Source organism: Lactobacillus mulieris (assembly GCF_007095465.1).
In the GTDB taxonomy this organism is placed as follows: Bacteria; Bacillota; Bacilli; order Lactobacillales; family Lactobacillaceae; genus Lactobacillus; species Lactobacillus mulieris.
The window spans coordinates 74445-92419 of sequence record NZ_SDGL01000002.1 but is presented as its reverse complement, the minus strand read 5'-3'; the positions used below and the strand labels follow the sequence as shown (position 1 = coordinate 92419).

Here is a 17975-nt window from a genome sequence, read left to right as displayed (position 1 = left end):
TTGTAACGCAAAAAGTGCATCCTTAAAGATGCACTTTATATATATATCAATAATTTATGAAGCTACTAGCATCAAAACAGGTACTACTACTACAAAGAAGATTGTGGTTATCGCAACAACATTTGTAGCATATTCAACGTCACCATGGCCTTGATCTGCTAAAATTGGTAATACTGATAATGCTGGAGTTGCAGATTGAATAATGAATGTATCCTTCATTAAGTTTGCCATATGGACACCCATGCTTGGCATTAGCCATTCAACTAAACCCAGCATAATTATCGGTGCAATAACCAATCTACCTAAAACTGCCAAAATAGTATCTTTATCCAATTTAATATTTTTAAGCCCAATATCAGCTAACATAATCCCAATATAAATTAATGATAATGGGGTCACTAAATTACCAACATAAGTAAAGGTAGAACTTACAAAGCTTGGTAAGCTAATTCCAGTAAGTAGCCATAAAATAGCTACAATAAAACCAAGTAAAGGCATTGGCAATAATTTCTTCCAATTAAAGTGTGCTTCTTCTTTTTTCTTACCTGGTAAGCTATCACTTTGCATAAAGAAAATTCCAATTGCCCAAGTAGAAACAGTATTAATTACATAATAAATAAGGAAATATGACATAGCATTTTCACCAAATAAAGCTATGTTTAAAGGCATACCAATAAAGATTGTATTTGCGTTAGCAAGGGTATTAATAAACGTCCCACGCCGTCCTGCTGGTATCTTGAAAACAGCTATCAAGATAAAAGCTATTAAGTAACTTAAAAATACACCAATTGCTGGTACTAAAAGCCCTTCAAACAAGTTCAAGAGGCTTGATCTAGTCAAATGAGTTTGAACACTGATAAAAATAGAAGCAGGTAGGGCTATTTGCATAATTAATTTAGAAATATTTCCTGCAAAAGTATCAGCAAACCACTTTTTTTGTCGTAAAATGAAGCCCAAAGCTATTATCAAAATTACAACAACCACGCTTGAAATTGATGATATAAACGTTGTCATTCTTTCATCCTCTTTCTACTAAAATCTATATTAATAACAATATCGACTTATATAGTTATAGTCAAACGAAGCACATGTAATAAAAATTTTTTATATGAAAAAAAGCACTTGCTAGTAAATAGCAAATACTTTAATTATTAAGTATTATTTTTCATCATACCATTCTGTATGGAAGACCCCTTCACGATCATTTCTGAAGTAAGTATGAGCACCAAAGTAATCACGTTGTCCTTGAATCAAGTTAGCAGGTAAGCTTGGGTTAAAGATTGATTCCAAGTAGTTAAGAGCTGCACTCAAAGTAGGAGTTGGAATACCATTTTCAGCTGCAACACTAACCACTTTTCTCAAATCAGGCAAGCGGTCTTGCATCATCTTAGCAAAGAATGGTGCTTCGAATAAGTTATTGATATCAGGATGCTTTTCGAAGGCATCTTCAATATCCTTCAAAGTCTTTGATCGAATAATACAGCCAGCTTCCCAATTTTGGGCAATGCCAGGGTAACGTAAAGTCCAATCATACGCCTTAGCTGCCATCTTAAGTTGCATAAATCCTTGAGCGTAACAAACAGCTTGACCTAAGTAAAGCGCACTAGCAATAACTTCTGGCAAGTTAGCATCAATTTTACTTTGATCAACAGTAATTTCTTTACCAGTTCTAGTAGTAGCTTTAGACATAAATCTAGCTAGTACTGCTTCAGCAATCACACTGATAGGAGCACCTAAAACAATCGCATCTTCTAATGTCCAGTTACCAGTACCCTTATAAGAAGCTTCGTTCAAGATATGGTCAATTACCTTATCATCAGTTAAATCGTCATCTTTCTTCAAAACTTCTGCTGTAATTTCTGCTAAGTAGCATTGTAAGTCTTCATGGTTCCACTTATCAAATAAGTCACTCATTTCGTCATTAGAAAGTCCACAAGCCTTTCTAAGCATGTCATAAGCTTCAGAGAAGAGTTGCATAATTCCATATTCAATTCCGTTGTGAACCATCTTAACATAGTGACCACTAGCTTCAGGGCCAATGTAGCTTACACAAGGACGGCCTTCTGGAGTCTTAGCGGCAATAGCTTCCAAGATAGGTCTTACCTTTTCAAATGCTGCTTCATCTCCACCTGGCATCAAGGCAGGTCCATGAAGGGCTCCTTCTTCACCACCAGATACACCCATACCGATAAAGTGTAAGCCGAATTTTTCTAATTCATGGAAACGTCTACGAGTATCGTGGAAGTTAGAGTTACCACCATCAATTACAATATCGCCTGGTTCAAGCAATTGTGTTAATTTTTCTAAAGTTAAATCAACTGGCTTACCTGCTCTAATCATAATTAAAATCTTACGGGGTTTTTCAAGTGAATTTACAAATTCTTCCCAAGTATAAGTTGGCTTTAATTTATCATCTGCATATTTTGCCAAGGCATCAACTTCTGGCTTATCAATACTAAAGCCTGAAACAGAATATCCTTTACTATGGATGTTAAGGGCCAAGTTTTTGCCCATAACGCTAAGTCCGATAACACCGAATTCTTGCATATATATACCTCCAATTAACATCTAAATATATTATACTTTTAAGACAACAAAAAAGCGAAACTTCAAGTTTCGCCTTTTTATATTATTAAAAAACTATATTACTTTAATTTTAAATATCTTGCCGCTACCCATTGTTGATCATTACCTAAACGATAATATTCAACGCCAGAAATTGTCTTTTTGGCTAATACTTTCCAATTGCTATTGGTTGGAATGTATTTACCTGTATAGTGGCCTTCTCCATCTAACAAAGCAATCATCCAGCCTGGATTATTATTAATTACTGGAGCATATGCTACACCTGACATTGCTTCTTCATTGCTTGTAGCCTTAGCTGGTACAGATTCACTTGTCTTTTCTGCAACCGTTGACTTCAATGTTGCATATTCAGCTGGTACCCATTGTTGATCACTACCTAAACGGTACATCAATCTATTATTAATTGTCTTCTTAGCAAACACTCTCCAATTGCTATTAGTTGAAATATATTTACCTGTATAGTGACCTTCCCCATCTAACAAAGCTACTTGCCATGTTGGATGATCTTTAAGAGTTGGAACATACGCTACACCTGATAATGCTTCTTCATTGCTTGTAACCTTAGTTGGTACAGATTCACTTGTCTTTTCTGCAACCGTTGACTTCAATGTTGCATATTCGGCTGGTACCCATTGTTGATCACTACCTAAACGGTACATCAATCTATTATTAATTGTCTTCTTAGCAAACACCTTCCAATTGCTATTGGTTGGAATGTATTTACCTGTATAATGGCCGTCCCCATCTAGCAAAGCTACTTGCCATGTTGGATGATCTTTAAGAGTTGGAACATATGCTACACCTGATAATGCTTCTTCTTTAGAATCACTCTTCTTAGGTTCAGTCGTTGTTTTACTTACAACTTCCAAATTCTTAACAGTAACGTATTCAGCTGGTACCCATTGTTGGTCACTTCCTAAGCGATACATTTCTCTATTTGAAATAGTTTTCTTAGCAAATACTTTCCAACTAGTATTAGTTGGGATATATTTACCCGTATAATGGCCTTCTCCATCTAATAATGCAATCATCCAACCTGGATTGTTATTAATTACTGGAGCATATACTACACCAGTAACTTCTTCTTTTTCTGTGCTACTGCTTGTTGTGCTTTCTTTGGCTGTACTTGATTCGCTACTTGCACTGCTTGTTGTGCTTTCTTTGGCTACACTTGATTCGCTACTTGCGCTGCTTGTTGTGCTTTCTTTGGCTATACTTGATTCGCTACTTGCACTGCTTGTTGTACTTTCTTTGGCTGCACTTGATTCGCTACTTGCACTGCTTGTTGTACTTTCTTTGGCTGCACTTGATTCGCTACTTGCACTGCTTGTTGTGCTTTCTTTGGCTGCACTTGATTCGCTACTTGCGCTGCTTGTTGTGCTTTCTTTGGCTGTACTTGATTCGCTACTTGCACTGCTTGTTGTACTTTCTTTGGCTGCACTTGATTCGCTACTTGCGCTTTCAGAAGTTTGATTAGATGCGTGACTATCAGCATTTGTCGCAAGCGCTTTATTTCCTGCTAAAAATAAAGTGGATAACAAAACAGAAGTAACACCAATTGTTAATTTACGAATACTAAAACGCTGTACACGTTGTTTATTATTTTATTCTTGCATTTTTCTCCTCCAAGAATAAAAAACTACTTATTCTTATGTACACTGTCAATTTTACTCTCACTTTTTTGAATATCAATAAATATATTATATTTTTAACTATTACTATCCATAATAGTTAATACACAATGGTATATACAAGTGTAAAAAAGACTAGTATTTATCCATTACTGATAATACTAGTCTCTTTATTATTCTATATTCTAATGTGCTGATGCACCTGAAGTTGCATCTTCTTCTGGTTCTTCTTCAACTTCTTCTTCATGAGCTGAAGCACCAGTTGCTGAATCAGTATCTAATCCGAATTTTTCAGCAAAGTATGAAAATGGCTTCAATGGTTCTGCTTGATACTTAGCAACAAATGCAGGATCATCAAGAGTATTAAGTTCAGTTGAGTAATGCATATCATGGGTGTACTTAATGTCAATTAACATTGGGCCATCCATCTTCTTCCATTCCTTAACTGCTGCTTCAAATTCTTCTTTGGTACGAACAGTTACGCCTTTAACATTCATACCTTCAGCAACTTTAGCCCAATCATTATCTGGAATAATAACACCTGATAATGGTTGGTGTGATTCGTCTTCTTGTTCTGCTTGAATGTAGCCAAGAGTTTCGTTAGTGAAGACAACGTTTAATACGTGCATGTTGTAACGGGCCATAGTTAATAATTCTTCACACATCATTGCGAAGCCACCATCACCAGCTAATTGCCATACTTCACGGTCTGGGTAAACTGTTGCTGCAGTAAGAGCTGCTGGGGCACCATATCCCATAGTTGCGTGAAGACCTGAAGTAGTCCACTTTTGGTCACCGTGCATCTTAAGAAGACGGGTGTGGTCCATGTTCACGTTACCAACATCAATAGCAAATACTGCGTTATCTGCAGCTTCTTTGTTGATTACATCCCAGATTGGTTCTTGACGAACTGGGCTTTCCTTAGAATCTTTAAAGCTATCAAGCCATTCATCCCAGTTTTGACGGTCGGCAATAGCTGCCTTGTATAATGGAGATTCATCACGTGCTTCACCAGCATCAATGATGGCACGAAGTGATTTCTTGGCATCTGCAAGCATTGATACATCAACCTTGTGACGCTTACCAAACTTAGCAGGATCAACATCAATTTGGATTACCTTAGCATCCTTTGGGAACCATAATACTGAGAATGGTGAATTGTTACCAACCCAAACTACTAAGTCAGTGTGACCTTGAATTTCGTTAGCTGGCTTTGGTCCAATACGACCAATAGTACCCATGTATGCAGGGAATTCATCTTCTACGATACCCTTACCAAGGTATGAAGTAAGAAGTGGTGTCTTGAATTTTTCAGCAAATTCCTTAATTTCTTCACCACATCCCTTTGCACCATTACCATAGTACATAACAGGATTCTTAGCTTCTTTAAGAAGTTTTACTGCTTCTTCAACTGATGACTTAGTTGGTGCTGCGTAATTATCTTCAACACGTGCATCGTAATTTACACGGAAATTGTCATCAATCTTTTCCCAACCTAAGTCCTTAGAAATAATCATTACTGCAGGACCTTTTCTTGCGTAAGCTTGACGAATACATTCATCCATTACTACAGGAATTTGTGCTGCGGTCTTAGGTTGACGGCAGAATACACTAGCGTTCAAGAACCACTTATCTTCGTCGAATGCTTGGAAGAAGTCGATGTCTTGACGACCTTCTGGAACGTTAGCGACAATTGCTACCATAGGAGTCTTGTCAAATTTAGCATCGTACAAACCGTTGAATAAGTGTGCTGCACCAGGTCCAGCTGAACCAAAACATACACCAACTTTACCAGTCAATTTGTATTCTGCAGAAGCAGCTAAAGCACCAGCTTCTTCATGACGAACTTCAATAAACTTAATTCTATCTTTCCAGTTGTGAATGGCATTCATACTTGAGTCAAATGAACCGCCAGGAAAACCGTAAATGTGATCAATATGCCAGTCGTATAAAACTTTAAACATAGCGTCTGAGCCATTAATTTTTGCCATATTGTGCATCTCCTTAAAAATATACTTACACTTGTATTAAAGCACTTTTTTTCACAATTGCAAGTGATTGCTATCGCCATTATACCGCACATGTAAGCGCTTTTTAAAGATAATAAATTCACAAAGTGAAGCTATTTATTATTTACTTATTGCTAAAATAAGATTTACATTTGTGATTGCTTTATCAAAGATACTATTTAAGCCAACTTTTTTCAAAATTTAAATTGTAAGCGCCTAACTTATTATTTTTTAAATTTAAACATTTCATAAGGTTTATAACAAAAAAGAGGATTTCTCCTCTTTTTCTTAACCTTTATCTTCAACTTTTGAATATTTTCCTTGTTGAATATAGACCGTTAAAATTGCAATATCTGCTGGATTTACTCCTGAAATTCTTTCGGCTTGAGCAATTGACTCAGGTCGAATCTTTTCAAACTTTTGACGTGCTTCCGTAGCTAAACCGGCAATCTTACTATAGTCAATTCCTTCTGGAATCTTTTTTGATTCTAAACGGCGCAATTTTTGAACTTGTAATTCTTGCTTCTTAATATAACCGGCATATTTTACATCAATTTCAACTTGTTCACGCACATAACGGTCACTATTAAGCTTGGTACCTGAAAGTTTTTCAATAGCTGCAATTGTCACACCCGGACGACGCAAAAAAGCACTGGCCTTTAATCCGGCATTTAACGGTGATTGCCCAATTGATTCTAAATATTCTTGTACCTCATCATTTGGATGGATAGTAATATCATAGAGTTCTGCTAAAGTTTGCTTAATTGCTGCCTTTTTTTCTTCAAATTTTTGATAACGTTCATCACTAATTAACCCCAGTTTATGACCATATTCAGTTAACCGTAAATCTGCATTATCATTACGCAAAAGTAGCCGATATTCTGCTCGACTTGTAAGCAAACGGTATGGCTCATTAGTACCCTTAGTAACCAAATCATCAATCAAGACGCCAATGTAAGCTTCATCCCTACCTAAAGTAAAGCCTGGTTTCCCTTGAGCACGTAAAGCTGCATTAATTCCTGCAACAATTCCTTGCCCACCAGCTTCTTCATAACCACTAGTTCCGTTCATTTGGCCAGCAGTAAATAAATTCTTGATATTCTTAGTTTCAAGCGTATGTTTCAGTTGCCATGGTTCAATTACATCATATTCAATTGCATAGCCTGGGCGCATCATTTCAGCATTTTCAAGTCCAGCAATTGAATGAACCATATCTTGTTGAACTTCTTCTGGCATTGAGGTTGAGAAATCACCAACATAATATTCATCAGTATGCTTGCCTTCAGGTTCTAAAAAGATTTGATGGCGTGGCTTATCTGCAAAACGCACAATCTTAGTTTCAATTGATGGACAATATCTCGGTCCAATTCCTTCAATTACCCCAGTATACATTGGAGCTCGGTCTAGATTGTCGCGAATAATTTTATGAGTAGTTTCATTTGTGTATGTCATCCAGCAAGATAGTTGATCTTTCAAGTAATCTTCATCTTTTGTTTCAAATGAGAAATGTCTTGGTTCACTATCGCCAGGTTCTTCTTCTGTTTTTGAAAAATCAATTGTATTTCCATTAACTCTCGGTGGAGTACCGGTCTTAAAACGACGCAATTTAAAGCCTAACTTTTCAAGATTTTCTGAGAGTTTAATCGCCGCAATTGTGTTATTAGGACCTGATGAGTAAGTAAGTTCCCCGATAATAATTCGTCCACGAGCAGAAGTACCAGTAGTTAAAACAACACTTTTAGCTAAATATTTTGCACCAGTATTAGTGACAACGCCGTGACACACACCATCTTCAACAATTAATTCATCAACTGTTGCTTGGCGCAAAGTCAAGTTAGGAGTATCTTCAATTGTCCGCTTCATCGTTTCATGGTATTGAACCTTATCTGCTTGGGCCCTTAAAGCTCTAACAGCCGGTCCTTTACCAGTATTAAGCATACGCATTTGAATATAAGTGGCATCAATATTTTTTCCCATTTGGCCACCTAAAGCATCAATTTCTCTAACAACCGTTCCTTTAGCAGGCCCACCAACAGATGGATTACATGGCATAAAAGCAACCATGTCCAAACTAATTGTAATTAATAAAGTTTTTTGCCCCATCTTTGCACTAGCAAGAGCTGCTTCACAACCTGCATGCCCAGCTCCTACGACAATTACATCGTATTCATTTGAACTATATGTTTTCAGCATTTTTTTCTCCTATTTACCTAAACAGAATTGACTAAATAGTTGCGTTATTAATTCATCAGGTGCGCTATCTCCAGTTATTTCTCCTAAGGTATCCCAAGCACCTGTAAAATCAATTTGAGCAATATCTAGTGGAACATCATTATCAACTGCATCTACTACATCTGTTAGTTGGTCTTTAGCTTTTTCAAGCAAGCCTGCTTGGCGCTGATTAGTTACTAAAACTTCATCATTTGAGTTGTGAATACCACTAAAGAACAACTTACTGATAGCTTCCTCTAATTCATTCAAGTTCTCTTCTTTAAGAATTGAAGTTACAACAATTGAAGCTTGCGTTTGGACTTTAAGGTCCTCTTTATTTAGTTTTATCCCTAAATCAGCCTTGTTTAAAACAACTATTCTTTTTTTATTTTTGGTGTAGTCTATTAATTTTTCATCTTCAGTAGTCAAGGCTTCACTCGCATTAAGCAACAGTAAAACTAAATCAGCTTGCTCAATTGCTTTTTTGGAACGCTCTACCCCAATTTTCTCAACTTTGTCTTCTGTATGATGAATCCCTGCTGTATCAATTAGTTTTAAAGGTACACCCCTAATTGAAACATATTCTTCAAGGGTGTCACGCGTAGTACCAGCCACATCAGTAACAATTGCCTTGTCATCTTGTGTCAAATAATTGAGTAAAGAACTTTTTCCAACATTGGGGCGACCTACAATTGCTGTTGCAAGACCATTACGCATAATTTTTCCTTGATTAGCTGTTTTTAATAGTCGATTAATTGCTTCAATTACTTTTTTTGAAGTTTCTTGCATCTGAGTTGCTGTAACTTGATCAGCATCATATTCTGGATAATCAATATTCACTTCTACATTTGCTAAAGTATCTAAAATTTCTTGGCGCATATTTCTAATCTTGTCGAGCAAACCACCTTCAAGTTGGTTCATTGCAACTTGTCGCGCTTTATCAGTTTTTGCACGAACAATATCCATCACACTTTCTGCTTGAGTTAGGTCAATTCGTCCATTTACAAAAGCTCGTTTCGTAAATTCACCAGCTTCAGCCATTCGAGCACCATGCTTTAACAATAATTGCAGAATTTTATTAGTTACAACAATTCCTCCATGACAATTAATTTCTACCATATCTTCTTTGGTAAAAGTCTTAGGTGCAAGTAAAACTGAAACCATTACTTCATCAACTACTTTACTGGTTTCAGGATCAATGATATGCCCATAATTAATTGTATGACTAGCAACTTTACTCAAATCTTTTCCTTTAAAAAGCTTATTTGCAATTTTGACTGCATCTTCACCAGATAATCGAACTATCGAAATTCCACCTTCACCAATTGGCGTTGAGATTGCAGCAATCGTATCAAACTCAGTTAATGTCGGCATTATTATCTTCCTTTTTGTATTAAAAAAAGCGCAATTTCCACCACTGTGTGATGGATAAAGCACTTTCACTACTTTATCTAACCAAAATTAGATTTATTTTTTTCGATTTAATTTCTTATAAGCGCGTCTAATCTTACGTTGACGTTCTTTTTCAGCTTGCTTTTTAGCTTCTTGTTCTCGAGCATACTTAAACGGATTTTGTAAAATAAACGTTTGTACTACCGAGAAAATACTTGAAACTACCCAATAAAGTGTAATCGCAGTTGGGAAGCTAATAGCTGGTACAGCAACAATCAATGGTGTAATCCACATCATCGCTTTAGTCATACTTTGACTAGATGATTCAGGGGCTGACATTTGTGCCACATAAGAAGACATAAATGTAAATACAGCTGCTAAAATCGGCATAACGTAATATGGATCTGCCTTGCTTAAGTTCATCCAAAGAAATGTACCATCTTGCAATTGTTTAGTTGAATAAATTGCTTGGTACAAGGCAAACATGAATGGCAATTGCAAAAGCATAGGAAAACAACCCAAATATGGATTAATTCCTGCCTCTTTATAGAGCTTTTGCGTTTCGGCATTTAATAATTGTCTACTTTCAGCATCATTGCCTGGGTACTTAGCACGCAATTTATCAATTTCTGGTTGCAACTGTTGTTGCTTAGTCGTACTTTTAATTGAAATTGCATTAAGTGGGAAGAGTAATAATCTAACTAATATCGTAAATACGATAATTGTCCAACCATAATTCTTCCCTAATAAATCAGCTAACCAAAGCAAAAATTGCGAAAAGTAATAAATGACGTAGCGATCCCACCAACTACCACTTGTATGTGACACATTGCCTGTATTATTAGCACAACCTGTTAACACTACTGCAATAGTTAACACTGCCAAAAAGGCTATGAATCGCTTGACATTTTTCTTCGTTAAAATGTCTTTCATCCTATATTCCTTCATTTTCTTCAGAATCCTGATTAATCAACTTAGCCAAAGTCATTGCATGTATTAAATTCTTTTTAACTTCAGCCATCGTAAACTTACGAGCATAAGGACGAGTAATTACTAAAAAATCAGCTTTTACATCAACTTCATCCTTTACCTCAGTAAGTGTCGCACGGATGTAACGTTTAAGTCGATTTCTAACTACTGCCGTATGTCCTACTTTCTTGCCTACAGATATTCCTACCCGAAAATGTTTGTTTTCTGGGCGAATTAACTTATAGACAACAAAGGCGCGATTAGCAACTGAATCGCCCTTATTAAAAACAGTTTGAAAATCTTTTTCAGATTTTACTCGATAAGACTTTTTCAAAGTGCTTCACATTCCATCCAAACATTAAAAAAACCACTGGAAAATTCAGTGGTTTAAGCAGATAAGACTTTTCTACCTTTTGCACGGCGTCTTGCTAAAACCTTACGGCCGTTTGATGTGCTCATCCGTTTCATGAAACCATGTACACGTTGACGGTGACGTTTCTTAGGTTGGTAAGTTCTCTTAGTTGTCATTAGTCTAGCACCTCCATTTTTTTATAATGCTAACAGCACAATTTATTATTAAGGATAGCATGTTTAGCGCGAAAAACCAAGTTCTTTTTATAAAAAGGAGTATTTTTTTCAAAGTAAAAATCTTTTTTGTGGAAAATTTTTACTAATTTTTTTGTCCTTTTTTTATATTAACATTCTTTTTCTCACACTTTTCCACAAATAACAAGTTGTTAAAAAACAAATCCACAGCATGTGAATAACGTTTTTTAAATTGCCATCTAAGCTTTGTACTTCAAAGAAAAGTTATACACAGTCTAGTATGTTAATAACTTTAAAGTATCTATTTTTTTGATAGAAATGTGGATTACTTTTTGTTTATTTTTCCACAACCTGTGAATTCTTAATTTCTTTTATTCACTTGTGGAAAACTTCTCTAAGCAATGCTACAATATGTTATGTTTTTACAATTAAAGTGAGGAATTTTTTGTGTTCGATTTACAGAAATTTTGGGATTACTTTAACAAACAAATGCGCCAAGAATACAACGAGGTCGCATATAATGCCTGGTTCAAAAACACAAAACCTGTTTCTTATAATAAAGAAACAAATGAATTAGTCATTGCCGTTAAAAATCCTATTGCCAAAGGTTATTGGGAAGCTAACCTTTCTACAAAGTTAATCCAAACAGCTTATGCTTATGGAAATTTTGAAGTTTTACCTATTTTTGAAGTTGATGGCGATGAACCTACTGAACGCTTTAAAGCACCACAACCTCCAAAAAAAGTACCGGAACGCAGTGTTAGTCCTGTAAAAGATGATTTTGTTGCTAAAAATTTACAATTAAACGAAAAGTATACTTTTGATACTTTCGTTCAAGGTGAAGGCAACAAATTAGCTGAAGGGGCCGCTCTTGCCGTTGCCGATAATCCAGGTAGTTTTTACAACCCACTATTTATTTTTGGGGGCGTAGGTTTAGGGAAAACTCACTTAATGCAAGCTATTGGACATCAAATGCTTTGTGAGCGACCTAATGCTAAAGTAGTGTACATTCAAAGTGAAACTTTCGTTAATGATTTCATTAATTCAATAAAAAATAAAACCCAAGATGAATTTCGCGAAAAATACAGAACCGCTGACTTGCTGTTAGTTGACGATATTCAATTTTTCGCTAAAAAAGAAGGTATTCAGGAAGAATTCTTCCATACCTTTGAAACGCTCTACAACGATCAAAAGCAAATTGTCATGACTTCTGATCGTTTACCAACAGAAATCCCAGATCTTTCTGAGCGTTTGGTTTCACGCTTTGCTTGGGGCCTACAAGTAGAAATTACACCGCCAGATTTGGAAACACGTATTGCTATTTTAAGGAAAAAAGCCGAATCTGAAGGTTTAGTAATTGACGATGACACCCTTGATTACATAGCTTCACAAGTTTCAACTAATATTCGTGAACTTGAAGGAGCATTAGTAAAAGTTCAAGCTCATGCCACAATTGAAAAAGCAGATATTAATGTAAATTTAGCTCGTGACGCACTGACTGATTTAAAATTAGTTCAAAAAAGTCGTGGACTACAAATATCAAAGATTCAAGAAGTGGTTGCCAATTACTTCCAAACAACGGTTAATGAGCTAAAGGGTAAAAAGCGTGTTCGCCAAATTGTTGTACCTCGGCAAATAGCAATGTATTTATCCCGTGATTTAACAGATGCTAGTTTGCCAAAAATAGGCCAAGAATTTGGTGGTAAGGATCATACTACAGTTATGCATGCCTACGAAAAAATTGAAAAAGATATTCGAACTGATGCAGAAATAAAATCAGCCGTCTATGAATTAAAACAACTTCTAGATCGCTAGTGCTGATAAAATGTGGATAAGTCAAAAAACTTTCCACAGCTTTTTCACCGCACCGATTCCGTTATTTTAAGGGTTAAGGTTAGTTTTCAACAAAATTAACAGGCCCTACTACGACTACTATTTATAAATATAAATATGAATATAAAGAACTCTCAGGAGGATATTATGAAATTTACAATTAATCGTAATTTGTTTCTTGATAATTTAAACAATGTTATGCGAGCAATATCTTCACGGGCAACTATTCCAATTCTTAGCGGAATAAAAGTTGATTTATCCAATGAAGAACTTGTTTTAACTGGTAGTGATACAGATATTTCAATTGAAATTAAAATACCAGTCAGTGCTGATTTAACAGTAGAATCAACTGGATCTATCGTTTTACCAGCACGCTTTTTTAACGAAATTATCAAAAAGTTACCTGGTAAGGATTTTAGTTTTGAAGTAAAAGAAGGTTTACAAACTCAAATTTCATCTGAAAATAGTGAATTTACTATTAATGGTTTAGATGCTAATAACTATCCACGTTTGCCTGAAATTGCATCTGAGACAGCATTTGAAATTTCTGGTAAAACATTTAGAGAAATTATTAACGAAACTAATTTTGCAGTATCCACTCAAGAAAGTCGCCCCATTTTAACAGGGGTTCACTTTGTCTTTAACCAAGCCAAGATAAAGGCTGTTGCAACTGATTCACATCGGTTATCACAAAGAATAATTGATTTAGAAAATGGACCTCAAGTAGAAGCTGACTTAATTATCCCAGGTAAAAGTTTAGTTGAATTATCTAGAATTATTGGAGATCAAGATCCAAAAGTAACTGTAAATCCAGGAGATAACCAAGTTTTATTTGTAATTGGAAATGTATCATTTTACTCACGTTTACTTGAAGGTACTTACCCTGATACAGATCGTTTGTTGCCAACTACTAGCACTACCACAGCTGAATTTGATCGTGCTAGTTTGTCACAAGCTCTTGATCGCGTAAGTTTGTTGACACATGCAGGTAGAAATAACGTTGTGAAGTTAACACTAGATACTGAAAATGGAGTAGCTCAATTAGAAGGTGATTCACCAGAAATTGGTACAGTAGAAGAAAAGCCTTGGGCTAAGCAAATTACGGGTCAAAATTTGGAAATTTCTTTCAATCCAGACTATTTGCAAGCTGCTTTACGTGCTTCAATTACAGATACAGTTATCATGAACTTTACTGAACCACTTCGTCCATTTACTGTAGTACCTGGAAAAGAAGATGTTGAATTTATTCAGTTAATCACTCCGGTAAGAACCTATTAAAAATTAAAAAAGTGGAATAAAAAAAGAGCACTTTAAGTGTTCTTTTTTTTATATTTAGTGTTTTACGCCTTTTTTAAGAGAATAAGAAGCTGTTTAGTGATTTGAATATAACTTACACACTATAAAAAAATTAAGCTTAAAACGGCTTATATGGGCGAAGAGGTTTGTTTTTGTATCGTGAAACGCTTATAATATATAAGTAATAGTAAGGTTTGAGGTGAGTAAAATAAAAATTTTCAAAATAAAAGGTGAATTTATCACTCTAGGACAGTTTCTAAAAGAGGAAACCTATGTTGGCTCTGGTGGTCAAGCAAAATGGTTTCTGGCAGAAAGCCCTGTAATATTGAATGGTCAAGAAGAAAATCGACGTGGTAAAAAAATTCATGTTGGTGATGAAGTAGAAGTACAAGGGCAGATTTATAAGTTTGAATAGAGATGTATTTAAAACAACTCAAATTGCAAAATTGGCGTAATTTTGAAGAACTTGAAACGGATTTTTCTCCAAATGTAAATATATTTATCGGACAAAATGCTCAAGGAAAAACGAATTTATTAGAAGCCGTTTATTTTTTAGCATTGACTAGATCACATAGAACTAATAGTGATAAAGAGTTGATTCGCTTTGGTCAAAAAGCCGCAATTTTATCAGGACATGTGGTTAAAAGTCAGGTAGAAACTGATTTACAGGTTCGAATCAATACTAAAGGAAAAAAAGCTTGGATAAATAGAATTGAACAAAGTAAGCTATCACGCTATGTTGGTCAATTAAACGCAATTTTATTTTCACCAGAAGATTTAGCCTTGGTAAAAGGAGCGCCTAGCTTGCGAAGAAGGTTTATGGATTTAGAATTTGGACAGATAAATCCAGAGTATTTATATTTTTCAAGTCAATATCGACAAGTTTTGCAACAAAAAAATAATTATTTGAAGCAGTTAGCAAATGGAAAAAGTAAGGATAAAGTTTTTTTAGAAGTTTTATCAGATCAATTAGCTGGTCTTGCAGCCGAAATAATTTCTAGACGGTTAAAATACTTAGCTTATTTAAGTGAGTATGCCAAAGAGGCTTATGCAGCTATTAGTAATGAAAAAGAGCGGTTAGAAGTGGTTTATAACCCATCAGTTACTTTGACTTCTGGGCAAACATCAAGTGAAAGTATTTATCATGAAGTGTTAGCATGCTTTAAGAAAAATGAAGCTGGAGAAATTAGAACTGGTACAACATTAGCCGGGCCACATCGTGATGACTTGCAATTTTTGTTAGATAAAAAAGATGCCCATTTATATGCCTCACAAGGCCAACAAAGAACAATTGCTTTAAGCTTAAAATTGGCTGAAATTCAGCTAATTCATCAAATTACAGGAGAATACCCTACATTACTTTTGGATGATGTAATGAGTGAGCTTGACCACACAAGACAGTCAGCTTTACTAAATTACATCCATGGAAAGACTCAAACTTTTATTACCACTACAGATTTAGAAGGTATTTCCTGGGAAATAGTAAAAACGCCTAAGATTTTTAGATTAAAAGCCGGAGTTATCAGTGAAGGAGACGATTAATAATGGCAGATGACAAAATGAAAGATGTCAAAGAATACGAAAAAGAAGCAGATAAGTATAATGCCAGTCAAATCCAAGTTCTTGGTGGACTAGAAGCCGTAAGAAAAAGACCAGGGATGTATATCGGATCTACCAGTTCTCAAGGTTTACACCACTTAGTTTGGGAAATCATTGATAACGGTATCGATGAATGTTTAGCCGGCTTTGCGACTAAAATTGAGGTTACTGTTGAAGAAGATGGCAGTGTAACTGTACAAGATGATGGTCGTGGTATTCCAGTTGATATTCAAGAAAAAACAGGCCGTCCTGCAGTTGAAACTGTTTATACTGTTTTGCACGCTGGTGGTAAATTTGGCGGTGGCGGATACAAGGTATCTGGTGGGTTACACGGTGTAGGTGCTTCAGTAGTAAACGCCTTATCCACTAAAGTTGAAGTAACGGTTATGCGTGATGGCAAAAAATACTTTATTGATTTTGATCACGGCCGAGTAAAACATGAATTGAAGCAAATTGGTACTGTTGATCCAGGACAACACGGAACAATAGTGCATTTTTACCCAGATCCCGATATCTTTACTGAAACTATTGTTTTTGACGACAAAATTTTGAAAAAGAGAATTCAAGAATTGGCCTTCTTGAATAAAGGGCTCAAGTTAACTTTTACCGATAAACGTAAAAGCTCAGCTGAAACAGATGTCTACCATTACGAAGGCGGAATTAAAGAGTACGTAGCCTTTTTAGATAAAAAAGAAGAAAAGTTGTTTGATACACCAGTTTATGTTGAAGGTGACTATGATGGTATTAATGTTGAAGTCGCTTTGCAATATACTACTGGTTATAAAACCACTATGATGACTTTTGCCAACAATATTCATACCTACGAAGGTGGGATGCATGAAGCTGGTTTTAAGACTGCTTTGACTAGGGTAATTAATGATTATGCACGTAAGGCCAAAATCTTTAAAGATAGCGATACTAACCTATCTGGTGAAGATATTCGTGAAGGAATGACTGCAGTTATTTCAATTAAGCACCCTAACCCACAGTTTGAAGGTCAAACAAAAACCAAATTAGGTAATTCAGATGCAAGAGCTGCGGTAGATAAGGCTTTTTCTGAAGCTTTTAGTAAATTCTTACTAGAAAACCCTAGTGTTGGTCGAAAAATAGTTGAAAAAGGGCAATTAGCTGAAAAAGCTAGAATAGCAGCTAAACGTGCTCGTGAAGTCACTCGGAAGAAGTCAGGCCTTGAAATTGCTAACTTACCTGGAAAATTGGCCGATAATACTAGTAACGATCCAGAAATTTCAGAATTATTTATCGTCGAAGGGGACTCTGCTGGTGGTTCTGCAAAGCAGGGACGTTCAAGATTGACGCAAGCTATTTTGCCAATCAGAGGTAAGATTTTGAACGTTGAAAAGGCCTCAATGGATCGAATTTTAGCTAACCAAGAAATTAGAACCTTGTTCACGGCCTTAGGAACAGGATTTGGAGCTGATTTTGATGTTAAAAAAGCGCGTTATCATAAGTTAATTATTATGACTGATGCCGATGTCGATGGTGCCCACATTAGAACTTTGCTTTTAACATTGTTCTACCGCTACATGAAGCCAATGATTAAGGCAGGATATGTTTATATTGCTCGTCCACCTCTTTACCAAGTAAAACAAGGCAAAATTATAAAGTATCTTGATAGTGACGAAGAATTACACGATTACTTAGGTTCTCTTCAACCAAGTCCTAAGCCAACTGTTCAACGTTACAAGGGGTTAGGTGAGATGTCAGCTGATCAATTGTGGGAAACCACTATGGACCCTGAAAACAGAAGACTTGACCGTGTTGATCCAGCGTATGCTGAAGATGCTGATGCAGTTTTTGAAATGTTAATGGGTAATGAAGTTGGACCACGACGTGACTTTATTACTAAGAATGCTAAATATGTTGAAAACTTGGATGCATAAGG

Annotated in this window: 13 protein-coding genes and 1 pseudogene; 5 read left to right on the top strand and 9 right to left on the bottom strand. The window is 35.7% G+C overall.

What is annotated here, in order from left to right; genetic code table 11:
- Positions 1-54: 54 nt before the first annotated feature.
- The 9 genes and pseudogenes from ETI37_RS01245 to rpmH all read right to left on the bottom strand — a co-directional run bounded on the left by ETI37_RS01245 (position 55) and on the right by rpmH (position 11326).
- The gene (locus ETI37_RS01245) at positions 55-1014 is read right to left on the bottom strand and encodes an AEC family transporter (RefSeq protein WP_006586037.1); all 960 of its coding nucleotides are present in this window, start codon (positions 1012-1014) and stop codon (positions 55-57) included.
- Positions 1015-1158: 144 nt separating this feature from the next.
- Complete coding sequence (gene gndA / locus ETI37_RS01240) at positions 1159-2547, bottom strand: NADP-dependent phosphogluconate dehydrogenase (RefSeq protein WP_006587521.1); 1389 nt, start codon at positions 2545-2547, stop codon at positions 1159-1161.
- Positions 2548-2645: 98 nt separating this feature from the next.
- Positions 2646-4175 (bottom strand): annotated as a pseudogene (locus tag ETI37_RS07990) (YSIRK-type signal peptide-containing protein); the annotation flags it as partial.
- A 227-nt stretch (positions 4176-4402) separates the two neighbouring features.
- Positions 4403-6208: a pyruvate oxidase gene (gene spxB / locus ETI37_RS01230; protein ID WP_022091363.1), complete on the bottom strand. Its 1806-nt coding sequence runs from the start codon at positions 6206-6208 to the stop codon at positions 4403-4405.
- A 306-nt stretch (positions 6209-6514) separates the two neighbouring features.
- The gene (mnmG, locus tag ETI37_RS01225) at positions 6515-8419 is read right to left on the bottom strand and encodes a tRNA uridine-5-carboxymethylaminomethyl(34) synthesis enzyme MnmG (protein WP_006586042.1); all 1905 of its coding nucleotides are present in this window, start codon (positions 8417-8419) and stop codon (positions 6515-6517) included.
- 9 nt (positions 8420-8428) lie between these two features.
- Positions 8429-9814, bottom strand: coding sequence for a tRNA uridine-5-carboxymethylaminomethyl(34) synthesis GTPase MnmE (gene mnmE / locus ETI37_RS01220; protein ID WP_143435188.1), 1386 nt, complete (start codon positions 9812-9814; stop codon positions 8429-8431).
- A gap of 90 nt (positions 9815-9904) precedes the next feature.
- Positions 9905-10762 (bottom strand): YidC/Oxa1 family membrane protein insertase, encoded by an 858-nt coding sequence (locus ETI37_RS01215; protein WP_022091365.1) that lies wholly within the window; start codon positions 10760-10762, stop codon positions 9905-9907.
- A gap of 1 nt (position 10763) precedes the next feature.
- Positions 10764-11132, bottom strand: a complete 369-nt coding sequence (gene rnpA / locus ETI37_RS01210; protein WP_006586045.1) for a ribonuclease P protein component — start codon at positions 11130-11132, stop codon at positions 10764-10766.
- A gap of 53 nt (positions 11133-11185) precedes the next feature.
- A complete protein-coding gene (gene rpmH, locus ETI37_RS01205; protein ID WP_006585370.1) occupies positions 11186-11326 on the bottom strand; it encodes a 50S ribosomal protein L34 in 141 nt (46 codons plus the stop codon).
- A 465-nt stretch (positions 11327-11791) separates the two neighbouring features.
- Here rpmH and dnaA point away from each other — a divergent pair, with 465 nt between their 5' ends.
- The 5 genes from dnaA to gyrB all read left to right on the top strand — a co-directional run bounded on the left by dnaA (position 11792) and on the right by gyrB (position 17973).
- Positions 11792-13159 (top strand): chromosomal replication initiator protein DnaA, encoded by a 1368-nt coding sequence (gene dnaA / locus ETI37_RS01200; protein WP_006586046.1) that lies wholly within the window; start codon positions 11792-11794, stop codon positions 13157-13159.
- A 165-nt stretch (positions 13160-13324) separates the two neighbouring features.
- Positions 13325-14455: a DNA polymerase III subunit beta gene (dnaN, locus tag ETI37_RS01195; RefSeq protein ID WP_006587525.1), complete on the top strand. Its 1131-nt coding sequence runs from the start codon at positions 13325-13327 to the stop codon at positions 14453-14455.
- Between the two features lie 217 nt (positions 14456-14672).
- On the top strand, positions 14673-14888 hold the full coding sequence (yaaA, locus tag ETI37_RS01190) for a S4 domain-containing protein YaaA (protein WP_006586048.1): 216 nt from the start codon (positions 14673-14675) through the stop codon (positions 14886-14888).
- A 2-nt stretch (positions 14889-14890) separates the two neighbouring features.
- Entirely contained in the window at positions 14891-16015 is a 1125-nt protein-coding gene (gene recF, locus ETI37_RS01185) for a DNA replication/repair protein RecF (RefSeq protein WP_006586049.1), read from the top strand.
- A 2-nt stretch (positions 16016-16017) separates the two neighbouring features.
- A complete protein-coding gene (gene gyrB, locus ETI37_RS01180) occupies positions 16018-17973 on the top strand; it encodes a DNA topoisomerase (ATP-hydrolyzing) subunit B (protein WP_006586050.1) in 1956 nt (651 codons plus the stop codon).
- Positions 17974-17975: the final 2 nt, after the last annotated feature.